Here is a 20,070-nt window from a genome sequence, read left to right on the forward strand (position 1 = left end):
GGTGTTGAATGTCCAACCCTTATATTGAATCTTAAAATGGGTCTATTAGAAAAATATGTACGTGTATACATCGCTGCTACACTAAGCGATCCCGTCTCAAAAGGAAATCGCTTGTTTTATATACATATGGATTGTAGTATTAAGCCGATCAAGAAAGGAGAATCACAGTATTGGAAACGAACTACAAAAGGCTGCTGGATCAGATGATGGCACCCTATGATGAAATGCTGCAGAGTCTAGTAAGTGATCACGCCGATTTTTCGAAGGTTGACTATTTGGAGCAACACAATGAGGAATATGGAAAAAGTGATGCCAATTATACCAATCGCCTGAAGGTGCTTTTGGCTATGTATAATCGTGAGGATCGAGATGCCCCGCATTACGAACCGATTGTGAGAAGGCTGCTCGTGAATGAGATTATAGACAGGGAAACGAACAGTTTTCAGGGGATTGGCGATGCTCTGTATTACGCCATTTTTTTACTGCAAAAGTATGAGCGTGAGCAGGACCAAATTTTGTTCCAGCAGGCCAAGAAGGCCAATTTCGATACATATGCCGGGTTTGACCCTGAGTTGATTTTGGAAACATATTTGTTCAGCAAAGATACAGCTGATCTTGAGGATTGCATCAATATCGCGAGTGAGCTCGGAGAAGATATGTATCTATCATTATTTATCGATTTGTGGATCAGAGAGCAGACGGATTGGAACAAAGAAAATTTACAGGCACTCGTTTATCATGAGAGATGGCGCAACCATCCAGAAGGTGAAATTGAAGCCCTTAAAAAGCTGGCCGAAATGGAAAAAACAGAAGGAAATCATCATAATTACTGTTCTACTGCATCTAACTTGGCAGAGAAGTTCATTGAAACAGGTCGATTGGATGAAGCGTGGGAAACGATGGTCACCATTATTCCGCTTATTACGAAGGAAAAAGAATGGTTCCTGTACGGACTTGGTCGCAATATTATTACCTCCTGTATCCATATCATCTTGCATTTTGGGGCAGAAAGCCTGCAGGCCTCTTCATTATGGCAAACAATAAAAGGGATTCTTCAACCTGCCGCTAACAATATGGGCACCAATCAATATCAGCTTGCTGTATCTGCCAGCAAATTTATGGCAGATACCGAATTGGAGCAAACGTTAATCAGAAACCAAAAGCACCGTTAATAATCCAGTTGCAACAAGGAGACTGTCGCGTGTACTGCAAAGAACCAGGCACTCGACTCAGTGGCTCGCCGTCCGGTCGCCCCTCGAAGCGAGGGGCAGCAAAAATACGGATTGCAGTGCATGGCCTTCTCTACAGATTTCCGGTCACGATAATACCATCTGCTTGCTTCAGATGCGCTCTGACCCATGCTGTAAAGGAATCGATAAATAGGCGTAATTCTGACTCCTTGGTAGGCCAAGTATCCAATTGTGTTAATATTTCATGCCATACCGACGCCTGAATCGGATTATCCCAGCAGGGGTCAAAAGCCTCATACGTTTCTCCCGTATCAGGATCGACAAGTGGATATTTGGACTTTAACGCAGACAGCACGATATCAAAGTCATCTGCGTAGATGAATATCATCTCCTCCAGCTTCGGTTCATCAGCATCCCCATAACGCAACGGTTCAAAAGTATATCCAATATTGGCTCGTGGACCGCTATAGCGATAGATTAGTGTCTGAATCTCTTTTTTGTCCTTCTTACTCAATCTCACCCACTCCTTTCTTCGGCTATAACTCGAACCAATCCGCAGCGCATTTCTCTTCTTCCAGCACCCTGCACATTCCTTCCCTCAACCTCATCGCATCTCCGCCGCCGATATGAAATAGACAATAGATATAAGGTTCATCATCTTCTAAATATTCAATATTTCTTGCCTCTTCCAATGAAATCTGGAGCGCTTCAGGCCAATCAGAATTATTCTGAAGCAGGACAAAACCATCCTCATCCCTTTGCATCCGATATCCGTCAATCCTAGGCAATGCTTCAGCTAAGCGTTCCATTAGCGCTTTAATATCCTTAACATTTGCGACCTTAATTCCATACTCCCAACCCATCTGCATTCCTCCAACACGTTTTCAAAAAACCTGACTTAAAGACCTGAGTGCGTACAAGCTATATTTTTTGTTTAATGCCGCCCATTTTGGCCGGATTTCCATAAGCTCTTCACTCCCTTCTGATTTTCCTGAAATTTCTTATAACTTATTATAATAGATATAGGCTTCCGATGAGTATACTCCGGAAGCCTATGGATTCATCTAACCACTCTTTTATTTATCATGCCTTGTCAGGCACAGGCTTACTATTCCCGTCTCCCTTTTTTACCCCCAGCATAACGATAGCCATACAAGCAACCAGAACCGCTATAAGAATAAAGGGAATATATTTGTCTACTCGATATAAAGTGGTCGTCAAAATAGGAGCAATGATCGCGGAAATTCCCTGTATCGCAGCTACCAGCCCTGCTGCTCCCCCTTGCTGTTCTTGACTGACCGAAAGCGAAGCACCTGCCATAAATCCGGGCATCAGTAAGCCCGTGCCTATGCCAAACATAAAGAACGCTGCATAGTAAAGGACCAAGCTGGCTGAAATCAGAAAAAATGCCATTCCAGCAATCAGGAATAGAGAACCGAGCAAAATCATCGGCTTAGGCTGCCATTTAAGCCATTTCATTTGGATGATCTGCACGATCAGCATCGCTGCTCCGGAGAACATAAGTCCAAAGGAAACAACTCTTGCTGTTTCTTCGGATGTAAGACCTAACTGATCTTGAAAATAAAAACCACCTATAACCTGAATAGTCACAATACTAATCATCGTAACCAAGCCTGCAAACAAATACATTCTTAGACCTGGCTGGAGGGGATTAATTCGAGCAGGTTTTTGCTGAATAACAGGCTGGGCGGCCGGAATCGCCAGTAGAGACACCACGAATGCAACAGCGGCAATGACAATTCCAAAATATAAGGGCCATAACAGTCCTATTAAAGTAAAGGCACCTGCAATCGCGGGGCCAAATACCAGCCCAAGCCCATTCGCCGCACTAATAATAGCCATACCACTTCCACGCTCTTCACCCTCCGTTACATCCCCCATATAAGCTTGGGAAGATGACAACACCGCCGGGATAAAGCCGCCAATTAAGCCGCGTGTAACAATCAGCAGGACTAACAGCAGTCCCCCACTGAGCCAACCCTTTAATCCTGCAAAAAGAGTAAGCGTAAACAACAGACAGCTTACACACATCCCTATAAACCCAAGCAAAATCACAGGCTTGCGGCCCTTTGCATCACTCAGATTTCCCCATACTGGAGCCATTAAGGCCATCGTTATAGAACCAAGCGATATAATTATTCCGGAATGGCTTTCTCTTAAGCCTAATTCACGAATAAGGGGCGGCATAATTGGAGCAATGAGCATGAGCCCTAGCATAGCCACAAAAACACTGAAAAAGATGCTCCCTTTTATTCTATTCATCCTCGCACACTCCTCTGTTATAGATTCTCTCTATGCAGAAGTATACGGAGCATACCAAAAAGCTACTGCCTATAGACGGATAAATTTGCGGTTAAACGGATTTAATTTAGCCTATAAAATAGCAGCCAGGCTGAAAGGGCTTAATTTCCTGACGAGTTTTTACGATATATGATGTACAGTCTTTTTACCTTTAGTAACAAAATGCAGTTGTGGGTTGAGTCTGTATATCGATCTCTAAGGGGGAAATCACAGTGAAAACAAAGATAGGATCAATCATGAAGGTGAGATCGTTAAGGGCGAAGTTAACCATAATGTGCTTGATTATTTTAATTGTACCTACTTTTGTGATTGGAAGCAGTTCTTATGTTGTTTCCAAGAATGAAATGAATGAATCAGGCAAAGTGGCACTTAAGAATAGTGTGCAAATGGTAATTGGTATGATTAGTTTCCTCAATGGGCAAGTCGAAGCCGGTAATTTAACATTGGAGGAAGCACAGGAAAAACTGCGCATCGAACTGCTCGGTGTAAAAGATGCTAATAACAAAAGACCGGTAAAGATTAAATATACTGTAGGTAAAACAGGTTATCCGTGGGCAGTCAACCAAGATGCGGTTTCAGTGATGAACCCTTCAAATGAAGGCCAGGATTTAATAAATGCCGTATCCGAAGACGGTGTGCATGTGGGAAAAGAGTTTGTAGAAGCCGGCACAAACGGCGGGGGATTCGTCACTTATAAATGGGCTTTACCTGGTACAGATCAAGTAGAGACGAAAATCTCGTACGTTGAAAAGGATCCTTATTGGGGGTGGATCATCGGTTCTGGAGCATATTTTAACGAATTTAACAGCGGAGCGACCAAAGTCCTTTATATTGTCCTGATTATTACGGCTGTTGCGGTTATTCTGGGAGCAGTTATCGTAAGCTTTGTTTCGGGACGTTTTACGAAACCTATTATCACGATTGCAAAGCGGCTTAACTCAGTTGCGGACGGTGATTTAACAGTCCAAGAAGTCAAAATGAATTCAAAAGATGAGATCGGTGAGCTTGCACAGGACTTCAATTATATGATTAAAAATATTCGATTTCTGATCGGTGAGGTAAACCTGTCCACCAAGCAGGTCGCTGCTTCCTCAAAAGAATTGACCCTTGGAGCAGAGCACACTGGACAGGCAACCGAGCATATCACCATTGCGATTCAGGAATCGGCGGCCGGTGCGAAGGAGCAGCAACTGATGCTTCAGAAGACAACCAGCTCGCTTGAGGAAATTTCAATAGGTATGCAACGGATCACGGATAGCTCCTTGACTATTGCTGAATCGTCTGCAGACGCGATGGAAATGGCGAGCCTTGGCGGTACTGCTGTACAACATACAGTGAAGCAAATGGACTTGATTAACCATTCCGTCAATGAAACCGATGCGGTTATGAGAATGTTGGATGAACGCACTCAACAGATCGACACGATGCTACATGCCATTACGGATATCGCACAGCAGACCAATCTGCTTGCCTTAAATGCTTCGATTGAGGCTGCCCGTGCAGGCGAAGAAGGCCGCGGTTTCTCCGTAGTTGCTTCAGAGGTAAGAAAGCTGGCCGAACAATCGAATCAGTCTTCCGGGCAGATTTCTGAGTTGATTCAGAATATGCGCAAAGATATGGAGCATTCGCTTCAGACCATGGAACGCGTAAAACAGGATGTCGACTCCGGCATTAAAATTGCCAATGAGACGGAGCAGCAGTTTAACAAAATTGTGGCGTCCACCAATCATATCGCACAGCAAACGGAAGAGCTTGCAAGCATCACGGAGCAAATAACCGCAAGTGTCCAGGAAATTTCAGCAAGTGGAGAAAACGTTTCGAGTCTGGCGCTCCAAGCGGCGGACAACTCGCAGAATATTGCAGCGTCTGCAGAAGAACAGCTAGCTTCGATGCAGCAGATCACCAGCCTGGCAACGACCTTGTCGGATATGTCACAGAAATTACAGGATCTAACGGTCAAATTTAAATACTAACGGAATAAGTCTTTCCAAAATATCACGCTAAACTGTCATTCATATTATGAGGTCAACCATTTCTTTCTGGTTGACCCTTTTTGCATTTGCTCTGAGAAATTACGGAAAAGGCTCGCAAATCGTGATCCCCTTCTAGCGATGTGAATTGGGCACGGTTTTTGTCGATTTGGTTCAGAATTGGTTCAGAGGCATTTAGTATAGTAAATCAGTAGTGTAAGAAAGAAAAATTATATTAGTAGGTTAGTCATCATGGAGGATCCTAGTAAGTTCATCGTGACACCGGAATTTTATGGAGGAAATTTATGCGTAAAATCAAGTCTTTTTGTTTATCTTATCTTGCTATTATCGTTTTATTTGGAACCTGGACATGGAGTTTTTCCGAGAGTGCTGTGTATGCAACCTCCTCACCAGTACCTAGTGTAACGGATGCTGTGTATGCTACTGAAACCACAGTAACGAGTTGGACAAATCCTTCTAAACAAGGTCAATCCGTAACGTTTAGCATCAAAACCATCTCAACTCCACAAATTACGAAGGATTTAACCGGCACGGTGGTCCTTATGGATGGTACGGATATATTAGATACGCTGACGATGAGGCCAAATGGCATTGCGAATGGATATGCCACTGCCACTTACACCACAAGTAATCTAAGTGTGGGAAGTCACCCGATTACGGCTTTATATAGTGGGGATGCTCGTTTTATTCCCAGTACATCTGAGCCATACATTCAGGTCGTAAATGCATCTGCACCTGCGCCTACACCTTCACTGAGACCTACAGTAACTACAGTATTGAGTTCGACGAATCCGTCTAGTCAAGGTCAAGAAGTAAGGTTTAGCGTGAGGACAACTTCAAACCCACAAACTTCGGGCGATTTAACTGGAACGGTCATTCTTATGGACGGCACGAATGTATTAGATACGCTGACGATGGAGCCGGTGGGCATTTCGAACGGCTATGCCAATGGGTACTACACTACAAGAGACTTAAGTGTGGGAAGCCACGCGATCACTGCTATATACAGCGGGGATGCTCGATTTGCCCCGAGTACATCTGAAGCGTATATACAGGTTGTAAATGGAAATGCAAGCACTGGCGGAACTGGTGATACTAGCAATAACGACAGCAGCAGTAGCAATAAAAAAGATAAGAAGGATAACACGGATAGCAGTGATTCATCTTCTTCCAGTGAAACAACCACACCTTCATCACCATCGGTTTCTTCAACGGTTTTACCGACTCCAGAAATCATGCCAGTAGAGCAATCCGAGGTTGCGCATGAAAAATATATAACGGGTTATCAGGATGGTACTTTCCGACCGGACCAGTCGATTACACGGGCTGAAACCGCTGCGATGATGGCTAGGATTATGAAGTTGGAGACAAAAGAAGGCTCAACGACATACAAAGATGTACCTAGCACGTATTGGGCAAAGGATTCGATTATAGCACTTACGACACAGCACCTCATGAATGGGTATGCAGATGGAACATTTCGACCAGAGCAACCCATTACCCGTGCAGAAATGGCAGCAATACTCGCATCCTGGAAGCAGCTTAAAGGAACACAAACCACAGCTTCTCCTTATACCGATATCGAAAAACATTGGGCAAGAGATTCCATTGTAGCGTTAGCTAATGCAGGATGGATTACCGGCTATAATGATGGAAGCTTCCAACCCAATAAATATATAACACGCGTAGAAACCGTTACAATTTTGAACACAATCTTAAAACGAGGACCCCTGGAAGGAACCATTCAGGCTACATGGAAGGATGTACCAACAGATTACTGGGCATTCAAAAATATTGAAGAAGCGTCTCGTACCCATACTTCAACCATCGATACAGATGGCATTGAAACTTTCGTGAAATAAGCACCAAATAAAAAGGCTGGAATCCTATCTATACGGGTTCCAGCTTTTTGTTTACTTAATATTTTTTAACATGGTCAAAACAGAATTTTTAAAATACTTTCTTTAAAGATGATGGCTTCACTCCGTATTCCCGGAAAAATTGCTCTGAAAATGCACTCACATTACTGTATCCTACAGCCATCGCAGCTTCTGTTACATTGCTTTCCTGGCTTCGAAGCAGCTTCATCGCATATTCAAGACGAATTTGGCGCAAATGTTCAAATACAGTTGTTCCAAAACATGCTTTGAATCCTTTTTTTAATTTAAAATCATTTAATCCAACCTTTTTTGATAATGCGATCAGTGAAGGAGGATCAATCATGCTGGATTCAAGGATTTGCCGAGCCATATGCAACTTTCTGACATCTTCTTTAGATAAGCCTTCGGGCATGGGAGTTAAATCAAATAATTGAATCATAAACCTATTCAAAATCTCTAGTGCCGCTGCTTCCATTAATAAAGGCGATTTATGCACACTTTTCAAGTCTTTGATCAAATGTTCAATCATCACTATACTTCTGTGATCCAGTTCAAAACTAAGATGATGGAACGCAGCACCCTTCAGAATTTGATTAAATTCAATAGCTACCTGTCGACGAGCTGCCAACTGTGAAGCTGCATAATTAAACAACGAGACAGGAATGCCAAGCGCAAAGGATTGGTATTGTTCGTTAACGGGAGGATGGAAATATGCTTTGAAATCCTGTAAAAAAATAAGAGCACCCCGCCCTATCGGGAGCGTATAGTCCAGACCAGCTATATTTACATGACGTTGACCCGAAAGTGCAAATTGAAGTTCAATCATTTGTCCTCTGGAGGCAAAGTTCGTCGGATAAGGCTCGTGATATTGAATATGCGAATACACAATCTCGATTCCGCTGTAAGTCGTAACTCGGTAAATATGTCCGTCGCCCGCTTCCGGTAACATCATATACGTATGCTCGTTTTGTTTTCTAAACGGAGTTTTTTCTAAATAATGCTGATATATTAATGATAACGAATTTGAATTCACAGGCGTTCACCTCAAAGGTTTTCATTCATTCTGATACCACAAATGAGAATCGTTATCATTAATATTAGCTGAATTTGACTGGTTTGACCAGGCTTATTGGAGTATGCTGTGGAGATATTCGGGGAATCTATTAATCCCAATCCATATAAAACGTTGCCTTCAATTTACCCTTCTCACATGCTGGGCAGCTCAAATGAACCGGCACATTGTTTTCAATGTGTTCCTGCTGCATAACACTCGCGCATCTAGGACAAGCATGAGAAATTTTATACTGTGATGAGTCCGATTCCATCTCAATAAACAATTCATTGCGGATGGCCTGACAGACCGGGCACACATACAGAGCGTCATAAGCATCATATCTCGCCGAAGGGTTGCCTATGAATTCCTCAATACGCCGTTTAAGGGCAGCATCCTGTACAAACGAAGCAATGGATTCCAAACGCATATACAATAAACCAAACCCCACAAATATGTTCTCAGTATAAGCACAGATATCACAGTCCAGCTTGTACGCTTCGCCCATTTTATCCTCCAGCTCTTCATATAGTTATGAAGCCTCTATCTATCTCTTTATAAGACTTGCTGCATGCGTGACCCGGTTTCTCCCGCCACTCTTGGAAGCATACAGTGCCAAATCTGCTTGATGAACTATCGATTGTTCCGTATCCGCTTGCGTAACCGTTGCCACGCCAATACTCACAGTAATGCTGTAATCTCCCCAATCCCTTGAGGCCGTCGTGGAGCGATATCTTTCTGCTGCACGAATGGCTTCCTCTGCGTCGTTGCCCGGAAGAATAATGACAAACTCCTCGCCACCATAACGAGCGACAATATCCATCTCCTGTGACATGGATTGTAGTAACTCAGCCAGATTAGTGAGCACCAGGTCGCCCACCGGATGACCATAAGTGTCGTTAATGTTTTTGAAACGATCAATATCAATGATCAGCAACGAGAAAGGTATTCCGGTCTCTTGAAAGGAGGCTAGGCTGATTTGTAATTGATCTTGAAAATATCTTCTATTTTTAAGCCCAGTTAACGGGTCGGTTGACGCCATCGTTTCTAGCTGGTGATTAATCCGCACTAGTTCCTGCTGTTTGATTTCATATTCTTCGTGCAACCGTTCAAGCTTCTGGTTTGCTTCATTCGTCGCCTGATATAATTCCTGAAGCTTGGTTTTGGTCTGTAGTATATCTTTCTCATGTTCAATCCGCTTACGCATCATAAGCACTACACAATCAATAACAGCTTCTCCATTGCGTTCCTGCCGAACTCCGTTTAGAAGTACAGGCACATCCTGTCGATCACTTGTGCGAAACGAGAAGTACATCTCATCAACATGCCCGTACAACTGGATGTAGGGATAAAAATAAGTATGAAAAAATAGCTTGTTCGTAACAGACATTGTCGTTTCAATCGGCCGCCCGAGCAATTGATCACGTTCATAAAGAAGCATGTCCAATAAAGTTTGATTTACCGATTGAATGATCCCAGCGTCCGAAATTGAAAAGTATCCACAGGGAGCTTTATCTAATTGAATATCCATTGCATGACTGCCTTTCTTTCGATATTACACACTGGCTAAATATTCTTTGATTAAATCGCTCGTTTCTCCTGGTTGGCTTAAATGAGGATAATGCCCCTTTGCTCTCATCTGCTGAAGTCTGCTATTTCTAAGATGGGTATGCAAATAATCCCCTACCTCAATTGGAGCAATACTATCGTCTGAGCACTGGAGAATAAGCGTAGGAACCGAAGCATGCGGAAGATCGACACGGCAATCTGAAAAAAATGTAACCTCTGCGAATTGCCGTGCAATATGAGGATCTCTGGAGCAAAATGCCTTTTCCAACTCTTCGGTTAAGTCCCCTCGCTCGGGATTTTGCATAGCAATGGGCGCCATGTAACTAGCCCAGCCAATAAAGTTCATTTGCATCATATCCAGTAATTCATCAATATCACTCTTATCGAAACCTCCATAATAAAAAGGCAGGTCATTCACATAGCGTGGAGAAGGACCGAGCATGACAATGCGTTCAAAATATTGAGGGCTTCGGATGGATGCGAGCATTCCGATCATGCTGCTAACGGAGTGTCCGACGAATATGATATTCCGTAACTCTAACGCTTCCATAATATCCAGCACATCTTGGGCATATCCTTGCAAGTCACTGTATTTTTGGGAATCATAGTATTTTATTTGGGAATCTCCAGAACCAACGTAATCAAATAAGACGATTTGGTAGTTGTCGATAAAGCTAGGGACGATATAACGCCACATATCCTGATCGCATCCAAAGCCGTGAGCAAATACAATCGTCTGGCTGCCTGTACCCAACACTTTTACATTATTACGTCGGAGAATATCAACGGTCATTGTAAATCACCTCTCTGAGGTAGTATCTGTTCTATGGCTTCTCTTCCCTATTATATCGGAAAAGATTTGATTATGGATAATGGATCTCATTCATAAATCCAGCGTTTAATGATCCCCTTTACCTTGTGCACATGTTGCTGTGATGGGGAACAAATAATAACTAATTCGTTTTTCCCATTCGTATCTAACCAATAGTGAACGTCATCCCCCTCATTAACCGTTTCATGAATGATTCTGATGGATTTATGACTTATTTTCGATTTAGCCGAAAAAATGGGGTTCATATCCATAACTTTCTGACCATTAGAAAAGGATGTGTTGTAATAAGGAATCACCCAGTTCTCTTTATCCTGATCTTGTACTAAATTTAGAAATACACGCACCCAATAATCCTCTAGTTCTGTGTAACTCTGTTCATTCAACCCATTCAAATTCATATATGTATCCACTCCAAATGATTTAATAAACTTAAAAAAGCCTCGCCCTGTGATCACATTTCCATGACGGAATGCACAATTCACAGACCGAGACTTCTTCCAATCTTTATTTTACATCCACATCATTCGTGATTTTCTCTATTAAACCTCTCAAGCCTTGGTTGGTATCATTTAATTGATCAATAATATTCATGAACTCCGACACAAGCTTGGCCTGCTCTTGGGAAGATACAGTAATCTGCGTAATCTCTTGTTCCATACTATAAACCGATTGTCTGACAGCTTGCAAGGATTGCTCGATTCGCCCAGTGGCTTCCTTGGTGCCCGTAGACATCTTGCGGATTTCTGCGGCAACAACCCCAAATCCTGCTCCTGCCTCACCCACCCGAGCAGCTTCAATGGCTGCATTTAGTCCAAGCAAGTTTGTCTGCTCTGAAATTTCCTTGATGTAGCCAGCCACCTCAGTCACATTACCAGAGTCCTCAACCGCCTTTTTCGTATTGCTTAAAATTTCCTCGGCTGTCGCACTAAGCTCCTCCGAATGGGCTGCTACATGCTGAATCCCTTCCACTAGCTTGCTTGTAACATCCTCTGCTTGGCTCATCAACTTCTTCAGTTGATCCTGATTATCCATACTATAGGTGATGCACATTACTGCCTCAATCTCATTCTGTTCATTCTTTATCGGATGAAAGTATGAATCAGCAGCAAACCCGAAAACTTCGGCATCATAGCGAACTCGGGTCTTTTCTCCGTCTACTAGCATTTTGAAGTTCTTGTGTACATCAGGGAGAGGGTCGCCTGCCTTGAAATCATAGACTAAACTTTTCCCCGACTGAAAGAATAGAAATTTTTCTTTATCCATTACAGATATTAAAACATCATGTCGTGCAGCTTCTCTAATAAACGGCATGGCAGACAAAACAGCTTCTACTTGATTCATAATATGTATCCACTTCCTTATATTTTGTTATCCACCCTACCCTTTATTTCGACATTTTCAACCCATGTGTTTAGTAAAATTAACATACTATTGACTATGGTGATCTCCTAATCTGTATACATTCACCGTAGTTTCCTGAAGGGAAGCTGGTTTTAAATCCAAACAGCGCATACCTACTGAATAGGCATGCGCTGACTGCATCACTTTTTGAAGACACACACTAATATTTAGTCCAGCTGTTCCCCATTAGTTTCGATCACACTCTTATACCAATAGAAGCTCTTCTTTCTGGATCTGGCAAGTGTTCCTTTACCTTCATTATCCTTATCGACGTATATGAATCCATAGCGTTTTTTCATTTCACCGGTTCCCGCACTTACTAGATCAATACATCCCCAAGGTGTATAACCTATTAAATCTACTCCATCAGCAATGGCTTCTTTCATTTGCTCAATATGCTGCTTTAGATAATCAATTCGATAAGCATCTTGAATGGAGCCGTCTTCTTCCACTATATCCACAGCGCCCAGACCATTTTCCACAACCATTAACGGGATTTCATATCGATTATAAATGTTATTGAGGGACCATCTCAATCCCTGCGGATCGATTTGCCAGTCCCAGGCGCTTGCTTTTAAATAGGGATTCTTTAATCCCATGGATAAATTCCCACCCACCTTCTCCTGATTGGGGTCTGCACTGACACAAGTGGATGAATAATAACTGAAAGTATAAAAATCTACGCATCCTTCTTTTAAGACGTCCTCATCATTGTCCTGCATCGTAATTTGGATATTATGTTCTTTAAAATATCGTTTGGCAAATCCGGGATAAGCACCTCTTACTTGAACATCTGAACATAGGAAATTACTCAAGTTATCCTTTTGTTGAGCGAGCAAAACATCATCGGGGTTACAGGTAAGTGGGTATGAACACATATAAGCAATCATACAGCCAATTTTAAAATCCTTATTGATTTCATGCCCCAGCTTTACTGCCTTTGCACTGGCTACAAATTGATGATGCAAAGCTTGATACAGGACCTGCTCATCCTTCACTGTAGCATGGGCAAGCTCTCCATTCCCCTCTGGCATCATCGCTCCAGCCATGAACGCCCCAAAAGACAAGGTTAAGATATTGATTTCATTAAAGGTGAGCCAGTATTTTACGACATCTTTGTATCTGTTAAAAAGAACTTCACAATATCTTACATAAAAATCTACCACTCTGCGATCTGACCAGCCGTTATATTTTTGGGTTAAATGAAACGGTGCTTCATAATGTGAGATCGTAACCAACGGCTCAATGTTGTACTTTTTTAATTCTGCGAACACACGATCATAGAACTGCAAGCCTTGCTCATTCGGCTCGATATCATCTCCGTTAGGAAATATTCTGGACCAAGCGATGGACATTCTAAAAACCTTGAAACCCATTTCAGCAAATAATCGGATATCCTCTTTATAATGATGGTAGAAATCAATAGCCTCATGACTTGGATAGTTCATTCCTTCTTCCAATACAGGCGTAATTCTTCGGGAAATAGTATGCGTCCCGGCTGTTATTACATCAGCAGTGCTTAGTCCCTTACCATCCACGTTATACCCACCTTCAAATTGGTTAGCAGCCGTGGCCCCTCCCCATAAAAATCCTTGTGGAAACTCCTTGGTTATATTATTGTTCATTGTTTATTCCTCCTAAAATATAGGTATCTTAGACCATGACCGTCAACAAATCCTCTTTATAACCAATCGTCTTCTTCTCCGTTTCAATAACATCCAAGTAACTAGCAGTGTTGGCAACAATTACAGGAGTAGTCAGAACATAACCAGCCTCTTGGATAGCCTCCAGATCAAACTCCATGAGCAATTGTCCCTTTTTGACGGCTTCCCCTTGTTTTACTTTGGGATAAAAATGTTTACCTTTTAATTTGACTGTATCCTTACCTACATGGATGAGAATTTCCACGCCCTGATCACTGGTAATTCCGATCGCATGACCTGACGAAAATAAGGATGTTAAGACACCATCAACAGGTGAAACGACCTTGCCTTCGGAAGGCTCAATGGCAATCCCTTTACCCAGAGCACCTGTCGAAAAGGCTTCATCAGTTACCTCAGATAAAGGTTTTACATCACCCTTTAACGGACTAATTACCGTCTCCTGTCTTATTAATACTTCTCCTCCTTTTGCTGCTCCCGTTGAACTAACTTCTTTTTTCGTTTCTTTCACCTCATCATCTTTAAATCCGCCAAAAAACATAAGCAAGAAGCCTAATACGAAACTTACCAGGATACCAATAACAGCCCCATAAAATCCGCTGTCTATTCCTGACGGATTAATATAGCTCGGAATCGCGAAAATGCCTAAGCCGCCAATGATATAGCCTTTCGTTCCCATCATTCCGATAATACCGCCACCTACTGCAGACGCTATACAGCTTAAAATGAATGGTTTCTTACGTGGTAATGTAATCCCGTAAATCGCGGGTTCTGTTACACCAAAGATCCCGGAGATGACAGCTGGAATGGAAAGGGATCTCAGCTTTACATTTTTGGTTTTGAACAAAATCGCCAGTACGACACCTGTTTGAGCAAAGGAGGCTCCCAGCGTTGCAGCAAGGATCGGATCGAATTTGAGCACCGCCAAGTTGTTCATAGCGATAGGAACAAGACCCCAGTGCAGTCCAAAAATAACAAATACCTGCCAGAAAGCCCCCATGATAATACCTTCAATCATCGGGCTTAAGTTATACACAAAGAGGGTGGCTGCGCCAAGCAGTTGACCTGCCCAAGTCGAGAGTGGTCCAATCACAATCAGCGCTAAGGGTACAATAACTAACAAAGTGAAAAACGGAACCAAGAATGTTCTCACTACGCTAGGGATGACCTTTTTAAAGAAATTTTCTATTTTTGAGCCTACATAGGTGGATACAATAATCGGAAGAACCGTTGATGCATAGCTCATCAGAATGACCGGAATACCTAAGAAGGTGATATATACCGGTGACTCAAATATAGTGCCGCTAAATAAAGTGTATAGCGGTTTACCCGAGGCTGTTATCGTGCTAAAGGTTGGATAAACAAGTGACGCCCCGATCGCCATACCTATAAAAATGTTGGCATTGAATTTTTTAGCTGACGTATACCCCAGGAAAATAGGGAAGAAGTAGAACAAGCAGTCTCCTAAAGCATTGAGAATTTGATAGGTACCCGATGTAACAGTCAGCCAGCCTATAGCTACAAACAAGGCCGTAAAACCCTTAATCATACCCGTGGCACTCAAGACACCCAGCGTGGGTGTAAATACACCTGAAATGGTATCAATAAACCTATTGAACAAACTGACTTTTTCACCTGATGTTTCTTCTGAATCACCTGCCTGGAAGCCGCCTATCGCAGCAACATCCGCATAAACCTCGGGCACATGATTACCGATCACAACTTGGTATTGTCCCCCGCTTTTTACCACCGTGACGACACCATCCATATTTTTCAGAACCTCTGTATTGGCCTTATTTTCATCCTTTAGCTTGAAGCGCAAGCGTGTAATACAATGAGTTAGACTATTTACATTTTCTTTGCCGCCGACATTTCTGATGATGTCTTTTGCTAATGTCTCATACTTCATTGTAACTGCCCCTTTATTTGTATTTATAAAAAAAGGCAAAACCAAAATAGATCAAATTCGATCTAGGTTGGTTTCGCCTGCATTACCAGTAACAATCCAAGGAGTTATTCAATTGGTCATTGAGTTACGCGCTGAATATGAATCGTTATATACAGTTTTTCTTCATCTGACAATACCGTGTCCAAGTATTTCTCAATCTTTAGCATACAGTTGTAAGCTTTTTTGTACTTTGCTTTTACTTGCCTTAATAGAAAATCATCTTCCAGTGCTAATTTTTTTTCTTTTTGAATTAATCGCTGAAAGAAAAACCTTAAATGTGTAATAAATCGTTCATAGCTGGTCGAGTGTTCATCCAGGGTAATATTGTAAGAGTACTTAATAATATTTAGGATATCCTGTATTTTTTGAGTTTGCTGAGCGACATCCGCTACTTTATGGTAGGAGCTGTTGACTTGAGCATTGATTAAATGAAGAGCTATATTACCTGCTTCATCTTCAGACAATCGTTTACCTGTTTCGTCTTCAATAAACTCCAGCGCTTTTAAGCCAACTCCAAACTCTTTAGGATAAAATTTTTTAATTTCCCAGATGAGCGGATTTGCATTTTTAAATCCTTCATCAAACATTTTAAATGCATTGTTCATGTGATCTGTAAGCGAAACATATACATAGTCGCTCAGCTGTGCTTCCAATATGCTCTTTCCATATTCAATGATGTCATAGCATAACGAAACATATTCTGTAGGGACATCCTCTAACAGTAATTTAAATTTCTCTGAAGCATCTTTTTGTTTAAGTACAAACACCTTTTCAATTAAATGCTCTTCTACTTGTTCTCCTGCATTCTTTTTGAATGCAATTCCACGACCCATAACAACAAATTCATGCCTTTTTGAATCTTTGGCTATTATGGCGTTATTATTAAATATCTTTGTTATGATCATTCTGGCTGCCCCCCTGATCCCGCAATAATCTAAAAAAGGATTTAGATGCTGGGCGATATTTCAGATAGGTCACAAGACGGTAATAGCCGATCAAGCTTTCGCTGTAAACCAAACTATAATGTGTAGATTTATAAACTCATTAAAATGAAAGCGCATTCATAAAGAGGAATAAGCCCTACACTATCACTCACCTTTCTACGTTATTTCAAATCTGTATACAAAAAGAAAAGGCAAAACCCAACACATGGAAGTCCAGTTCCATGTCCCGGGTTTTGCCTTTTCAGTAACAATCCCAAGATCATAATAACATCGAATTTAAGTTTTGCCAACAAAAATGTTTGCGCTTTCTTTTTGGGAATATCCACATCGAATACGGCACATTACCCGTATAAAAATGTCAGCCGCCAATGTAGGACATGTTAATTTTTTTTCTGTTGTTTGCAGTCTGTTCTGTACGTTCATCGGAATACCGATCTATGCGTTGTTCCCATACTGAAGTAATCGCATCAAGTAATTCCTGATCATTCGCCCCGTTACGAAGCATCTGGCGCAAATCAAATCCGTCTGAAGCAAACAAACACGTATAAAACTTACCATCAGAAGATAAACGGGCACGCGTGCAGGATGAGCAAAACGAATCCGAAACCGAAGTAATAAAGCCAACTTGCGCGTCGCTGTCTTTATAACGGTAACGTTTTGCCACTTCTCCAAAGTAATTCTGATCTACCGGCTCCAACTCGTACTCATTCTTAAGTCGCTCCATAATTTCTTCTTTTGTTACTACCTTTTTGAAGCTCCATCCGGTATCGTTACCTACATCCATAAATTCAATAAAACGAAGAGTTATTCTCTGGTCCTTAAAATAAGCAGCCATCGGCAAAATCTCAGAATCATTTACACCTTTTTGAACCACCATATTGACCTTAATCTCAAAACCGATTTCTCTTGCAAAATCGATCTGCTTCAAAATAAACGCAGGCTTAATGCCCCGTCCATTCATCTGCCCAAATAGCTCGGGGTTCAGAGCGTCTACACTGACATTAAGCCGTCGCAGTCCCGCGTCATAGAGGCGTTGCGCCTGTTGCCCTAGTAGCAAACCATTTGTGGTCAACCCTATATCCTCAACTCCACTGATAGACAAAATACTAGAGACAAGGTCGGGAAGGTTCGGTCGCATTAACGGCTCACCACCTGTGAGTCGTATTTTTTTGACCCCAAGGCCTACAAAGAGCTCCGTAAGCCGATGAATCTCTTCAAACGATAGGCATTCGCTTTTGGGAAGAAAGGCAAAATCGTCGCCGAAAATTTCTTTTGGCATACAGTAGGAACAGCGAAAATTGCAGCGATCCGTAACAGATATACGTAAATCACGAATCGGACGCCGCAATGGGTCCTTCAGCGGATGTGAACTCATGTGACCACCTTCTTTTTTTCATTAGCTGTATTTGACGTTGCGGACATGGACACATGACAAGCACTTTCACTAGCCGCCGCTGACAGGCGGAATAAAAGCTGCGATATCTCCATCCTGCAGTACATCTGTAAGCAACGCGTACTCCTCGTTTACTGCAATTCGTGTAGAATTGATCGGCATATCCGGGTATTTATCTGTGATCCAACTGTATAATTCCCCTACAGTTTGGCCTGCCAAATCTGCCATTTCTTCGAATTTTCCTGTTACTTCACGGAGTCCCGCAAAATAGTACAGCTTAATCATGACTGATTTCCTCCGGCTTTTTCTTTTGTTGTCCGATCCATTGTGTTCCGTTTTCCCATATCTCTCGCTTCCAGATCGGAACGATTTCCTTGATTCGTTCGATTGCGTATTCATTCGCCTTATACGCATCCGAGCGGTGTGGTGAAGAAACAGCGATGACAACGGCAATATCACCGATCTGAAGCTCACCAATCCGATGTGCAATTGCTACTCTTGTCCCTTCCCATTTCTGTTCAATTTCGTGGCCAATCTCTGCAAGCTTTTTCTCAGCCATAGGCACATAGGCCTCGTAAGCAAGATATAATGTCCGTACGCCTTGGGTCCACTCTCTTACGTGCCCTGTAAACACGGTCACCGCTCCCGCTTCTGGTCTTAAGACATAATCTGCATAAATCTGCGGAAGAATGGGCTCCGTCACGATTTCAAATACACTCATCTTTTCCACCTTCCAGCCACCTGGCAAGCTACTCTGCTATGAAAACTCTGCTCACTATTTATATTTCCTGGATCTATATCCCTTGTTTAACCGAACAACTGATGGTATAGCTTTTGACCTCTGGCAATACTTCCAATACCGTGAATGAGGAGCCTTCCGTTTTTAAATAAAATCATTCGGTGCTCAAAGGCATAAAATTCAACGAAATAAGGGGTCCTTTTTACACGTTCCGCCATAAGCCTGCCCATTTTCTCTGCATCGTCCAACGTAATCGGACGATGAGGGTCTGGAAGAACCTGCACTACATCCCGTCCGCACAGCGAAGCATACGCCGAGCGACGGGATGCGGTCAGTGCAGGAAACACAGGATGTTCTCCACAGGTCGGACAATTCTGATTGCGGATGCGGGAAATCCCTATGTCCATCTGCGTATTTTCCCATAGATCAAATAAATGAACCTTGCTGCGCATTTTATCACGTTTACCGCTCAGCCATTTCATGGCTTCTGCACTTTGGAGAGCAGCCGTCACTTGAACTGCGGGCGAGATGATTCCAGCCGTATCGCAGGTCTGATTGATTGCCGGCAGCGATGGCAGTAGGCAACGAAAACAAGCTGACTTGCCCGGCACGAACGGAAAAACAACGCCTGTGCTTCCAACACAGGCGCCGTAAATCCATGGAATTTCAGCCTTTCGTGCAGCATCGTTTATAAGCAGCCGGGTTTCAAAATTATCCGTTGCATCCATCAGCAATGTGCTTTTACCAGCAAGCTCTTGAGCAAGCCCGGTATCCAAGCTGTCGAGATAGGTATACAAGCGTACGTCTTCTCGTATCGCCTTTAACCTTTTTTCAGCAGCCGTTACCTTGGGGAGCATTTGTGCAGCATCCTGCTCCGTGAATAACTGCTGGCGTTGCAGATTCGACGTCTCCACATAATCACGGTCAACCAGGTGAATCTCTCCGACGCCCGCTCTTACTAATGTTTCAGCGATGGCGGAGCCTAGTGCCCCGCAGCCGATAATGGTAACAACAGCTTCAGACAGATTACGTTGTCCTTCACTGCCGATGGGTCTAAATAAGATCTGTCTTGAATAACGTTCCTTCATCACAATGTCCCCCTAACGTTGAAGAGCGATCGTTAACTTTGTGCTTTTTCCTGTGGCTCTC

19 protein-coding genes are annotated in these 20,070 nt (G+C 42.6%); 3 read left to right on the forward strand and 16 right to left on the reverse strand.

Annotated elements, in window-relative coordinates:
- Nucleotides 1–170: 170 nt before the first annotated feature.
- On the forward strand, nt 171–1,172 hold the full coding sequence (locus ACH59B_RS17635) for a hypothetical protein (protein WP_017428311.1): 1,002 nt from the start codon (nt 171–173) through the stop codon (nt 1,170–1,172).
- A 130-nt stretch (nt 1,173–1,302) separates the two neighbouring features.
- On the opposite strand, the gene ACH59B_RS17640 is transcribed toward ACH59B_RS17635, so the two are convergent.
- The 3 genes from ACH59B_RS17640 to ACH59B_RS17650 form a co-directional block, all read right to left on the reverse strand.
- On the reverse strand, nt 1,303–1,704 hold the full coding sequence (locus ACH59B_RS17640) for a hypothetical protein (protein ID WP_017428312.1): 402 nt from the start codon (nt 1,702–1,704) through the stop codon (nt 1,303–1,305).
- 22 nt (nt 1,705–1,726) lie between these two features.
- Complete coding sequence (locus ACH59B_RS17645; protein WP_017428313.1) at nt 1,727–2,053, reverse strand: hypothetical protein; 327 nt, start codon at nt 2,051–2,053, stop codon at nt 1,727–1,729.
- Between the two features lie 220 nt (nt 2,054–2,273).
- Nucleotides 2,274–3,473 carry an MFS transporter gene (locus tag ACH59B_RS17650; protein ID WP_017428314.1) on the reverse strand — a complete coding sequence of 400 codons (1,200 nt, stop codon included), beginning with the start codon at nt 3,471–3,473 and terminating at the stop codon, nt 2,274–2,276.
- Nucleotides 3,474–3,724: 251 nt separating this feature from the next.
- Here ACH59B_RS17650 and ACH59B_RS17655 point away from each other — a divergent pair, with 251 nt between their 5' ends.
- Together ACH59B_RS17655 and ACH59B_RS17660 are read left to right on the forward strand one after the other, a co-directional pair.
- A complete protein-coding gene (locus ACH59B_RS17655; RefSeq protein WP_017428315.1) occupies nt 3,725–5,485 on the forward strand; it encodes a methyl-accepting chemotaxis protein in 1,761 nt (586 codons plus the stop codon).
- Between the two features lie 302 nt (nt 5,486–5,787).
- Nucleotides 5,788–7,365 (forward strand): S-layer homology domain-containing protein, encoded by a 1,578-nt coding sequence (locus ACH59B_RS17660; RefSeq protein ID WP_090889651.1) that lies wholly within the window; start codon nt 5,788–5,790, stop codon nt 7,363–7,365.
- Nucleotides 7,366–7,453: 88 nt separating this feature from the next.
- Here ACH59B_RS17660 and ACH59B_RS17665 read toward each other — a convergent pair whose 3' ends face one another.
- The 13 genes from ACH59B_RS17665 to ACH59B_RS17725 form a co-directional block, all read right to left on the reverse strand.
- On the reverse strand, nt 7,454–8,416 hold the full coding sequence (locus ACH59B_RS17665) for an AraC family transcriptional regulator (protein ID WP_017426874.1): 963 nt from the start codon (nt 8,414–8,416) through the stop codon (nt 7,454–7,456).
- A 130-nt stretch (nt 8,417–8,546) separates the two neighbouring features.
- Nucleotides 8,547–8,942, reverse strand: coding sequence for a hypothetical protein (locus ACH59B_RS17670; protein WP_017426873.1), 396 nt, complete (start codon nt 8,940–8,942; stop codon nt 8,547–8,549).
- A 39-nt stretch (nt 8,943–8,981) separates the two neighbouring features.
- Complete coding sequence (locus tag ACH59B_RS17675; RefSeq protein ID WP_017426872.1) at nt 8,982–9,965, reverse strand: sensor domain-containing diguanylate cyclase; 984 nt, start codon at nt 9,963–9,965, stop codon at nt 8,982–8,984.
- A gap of 24 nt (nt 9,966–9,989) precedes the next feature.
- Nucleotides 9,990–10,796, reverse strand: coding sequence for an alpha/beta fold hydrolase (locus tag ACH59B_RS17680; RefSeq protein ID WP_017426871.1), 807 nt, complete (start codon nt 10,794–10,796; stop codon nt 9,990–9,992).
- Between the two features lie 86 nt (nt 10,797–10,882).
- The gene (locus ACH59B_RS17685; RefSeq protein WP_206704146.1) at nt 10,883–11,233 is read right to left on the reverse strand and encodes a hypothetical protein; all 351 of its coding nucleotides are present in this window, start codon (nt 11,231–11,233) and stop codon (nt 10,883–10,885) included.
- A 106-nt stretch (nt 11,234–11,339) separates the two neighbouring features.
- Nucleotides 11,340–12,176 carry a methyl-accepting chemotaxis protein gene (locus ACH59B_RS17690; protein ID WP_017426869.1) on the reverse strand — a complete coding sequence of 279 codons (837 nt, stop codon included), beginning with the start codon at nt 12,174–12,176 and terminating at the stop codon, nt 11,340–11,342.
- Between the two features lie 227 nt (nt 12,177–12,403).
- Nucleotides 12,404–13,861 (reverse strand): glycoside hydrolase family 1 protein, encoded by a 1,458-nt coding sequence (locus ACH59B_RS17695; RefSeq protein ID WP_017426868.1) that lies wholly within the window; start codon nt 13,859–13,861, stop codon nt 12,404–12,406.
- Between the two features lie 28 nt (nt 13,862–13,889).
- A complete protein-coding gene (locus ACH59B_RS17700; RefSeq protein WP_017426867.1) occupies nt 13,890–15,806 on the reverse strand; it encodes a beta-glucoside-specific PTS transporter subunit IIABC in 1,917 nt (638 codons plus the stop codon).
- A 116-nt stretch (nt 15,807–15,922) separates the two neighbouring features.
- Entirely contained in the window at nt 15,923–16,750 is an 828-nt protein-coding gene (gene licT, locus ACH59B_RS17705) for a BglG family transcription antiterminator LicT (protein ID WP_016821780.1), read from the reverse strand.
- A gap of 397 nt (nt 16,751–17,147) precedes the next feature.
- Complete coding sequence (moaA, locus tag ACH59B_RS17710; protein WP_017426866.1) at nt 17,148–18,164, reverse strand: GTP 3',8-cyclase MoaA; 1,017 nt, start codon at nt 18,162–18,164, stop codon at nt 17,148–17,150.
- Nucleotides 18,165–18,233: 69 nt separating this feature from the next.
- Nucleotides 18,234–18,467 (reverse strand): MoaD/ThiS family protein, encoded by a 234-nt coding sequence (locus tag ACH59B_RS17715; protein ID WP_016821782.1) that lies wholly within the window; start codon nt 18,465–18,467, stop codon nt 18,234–18,236.
- Nucleotides 18,460–18,903, reverse strand: coding sequence for a molybdenum cofactor biosynthesis protein MoaE (locus ACH59B_RS17720; protein ID WP_026065414.1), 444 nt, complete (start codon nt 18,901–18,903; stop codon nt 18,460–18,462). Before ACH59B_RS17720 ends, ACH59B_RS17715 begins: the two co-directional genes overlap by 8 nt.
- 86 nt (nt 18,904–18,989) lie before the next feature.
- A complete protein-coding gene (locus tag ACH59B_RS17725; RefSeq protein ID WP_017426865.1) occupies nt 18,990–20,009 on the reverse strand; it encodes a ThiF family adenylyltransferase in 1,020 nt (339 codons plus the stop codon).
- Nucleotides 20,010–20,070: the final 61 nt, after the last annotated feature.

Origin of the sequence: Paenibacillus sp. DP01, assembly GCF_044784315.1 — a bacterium.
In the GTDB taxonomy this organism is placed as follows: Bacteria; Bacillota; Bacilli; order Paenibacillales; family Paenibacillaceae; genus Paenibacillus; species Paenibacillus polymyxa.

Coding starts and splice junctions, on each gene's coding strand:
- ACH59B_RS17645 (WP_017428313.1), bottom strand. CDS start 2,053: ATGGGTTGGGAGTATGGAATTAAGGTCGCAAATGTTAAGGATATTAAA.
- ACH59B_RS17650 (WP_017428314.1), bottom strand. CDS start 3,473: ATGAATAGAATAAAAGGGAGCATCTTTTTCAGTGTTTTTGTGGCTATG.
- ACH59B_RS17660 (WP_090889651.1), top strand. CDS start 5,788: ATGCGTAAAATCAAGTCTTTTTGTTTATCTTATCTTGCTATTATCGTT.
- ACH59B_RS17670 (WP_017426873.1), bottom strand. CDS start 8,942: ATGGGCGAAGCGTACAAGCTGGACTGTGATATCTGTGCTTATACTGAG.
- ACH59B_RS17675 (WP_017426872.1), bottom strand. CDS start 9,965: ATGGATATTCAATTAGATAAAGCTCCCTGTGGATACTTTTCAATTTCG.
- ACH59B_RS17680 (WP_017426871.1), bottom strand. CDS start 10,796: ATGACCGTTGATATTCTCCGACGTAATAATGTAAAAGTGTTGGGTACA.
- ACH59B_RS17685 (WP_206704146.1), bottom strand. CDS start 11,233: ATGAATTTGAATGGGTTGAATGAACAGAGTTACACAGAACTAGAGGAT.
- ACH59B_RS17690 (WP_017426869.1), bottom strand. CDS start 12,176: ATGAATCAAGTAGAAGCTGTTTTGTCTGCCATGCCGTTTATTAGAGAA.
- ACH59B_RS17695 (WP_017426868.1), bottom strand. CDS start 13,861: ATGAACAATAATATAACCAAGGAGTTTCCACAAGGATTTTTATGGGGA.
- ACH59B_RS17700 (WP_017426867.1), bottom strand. CDS start 15,806: ATGAAGTATGAGACATTAGCAAAAGACATCATCAGAAATGTCGGCGGC.
- licT (WP_016821780.1), bottom strand. CDS start 16,750: ATGATCATAACAAAGATATTTAATAATAACGCCATAATAGCCAAAGAT.
- moaA (WP_017426866.1), bottom strand. CDS start 18,164: ATGAGTTCACATCCGCTGAAGGACCCATTGCGGCGTCCGATTCGTGAT.
- ACH59B_RS17715 (WP_016821782.1), bottom strand. CDS start 18,467: ATGATTAAGCTGTACTATTTTGCGGGACTCCGTGAAGTAACAGGAAAA.
- ACH59B_RS17720 (WP_026065414.1), bottom strand. CDS start 18,903: ATGAGTGTATTTGAAATCGTGACGGAGCCCATTCTTCCGCAGATTTAT.
- ACH59B_RS17725 (WP_017426865.1), bottom strand. CDS start 20,009: ATGAAGGAACGTTATTCAAGACAGATCTTATTTAGACCCATCGGCAGT.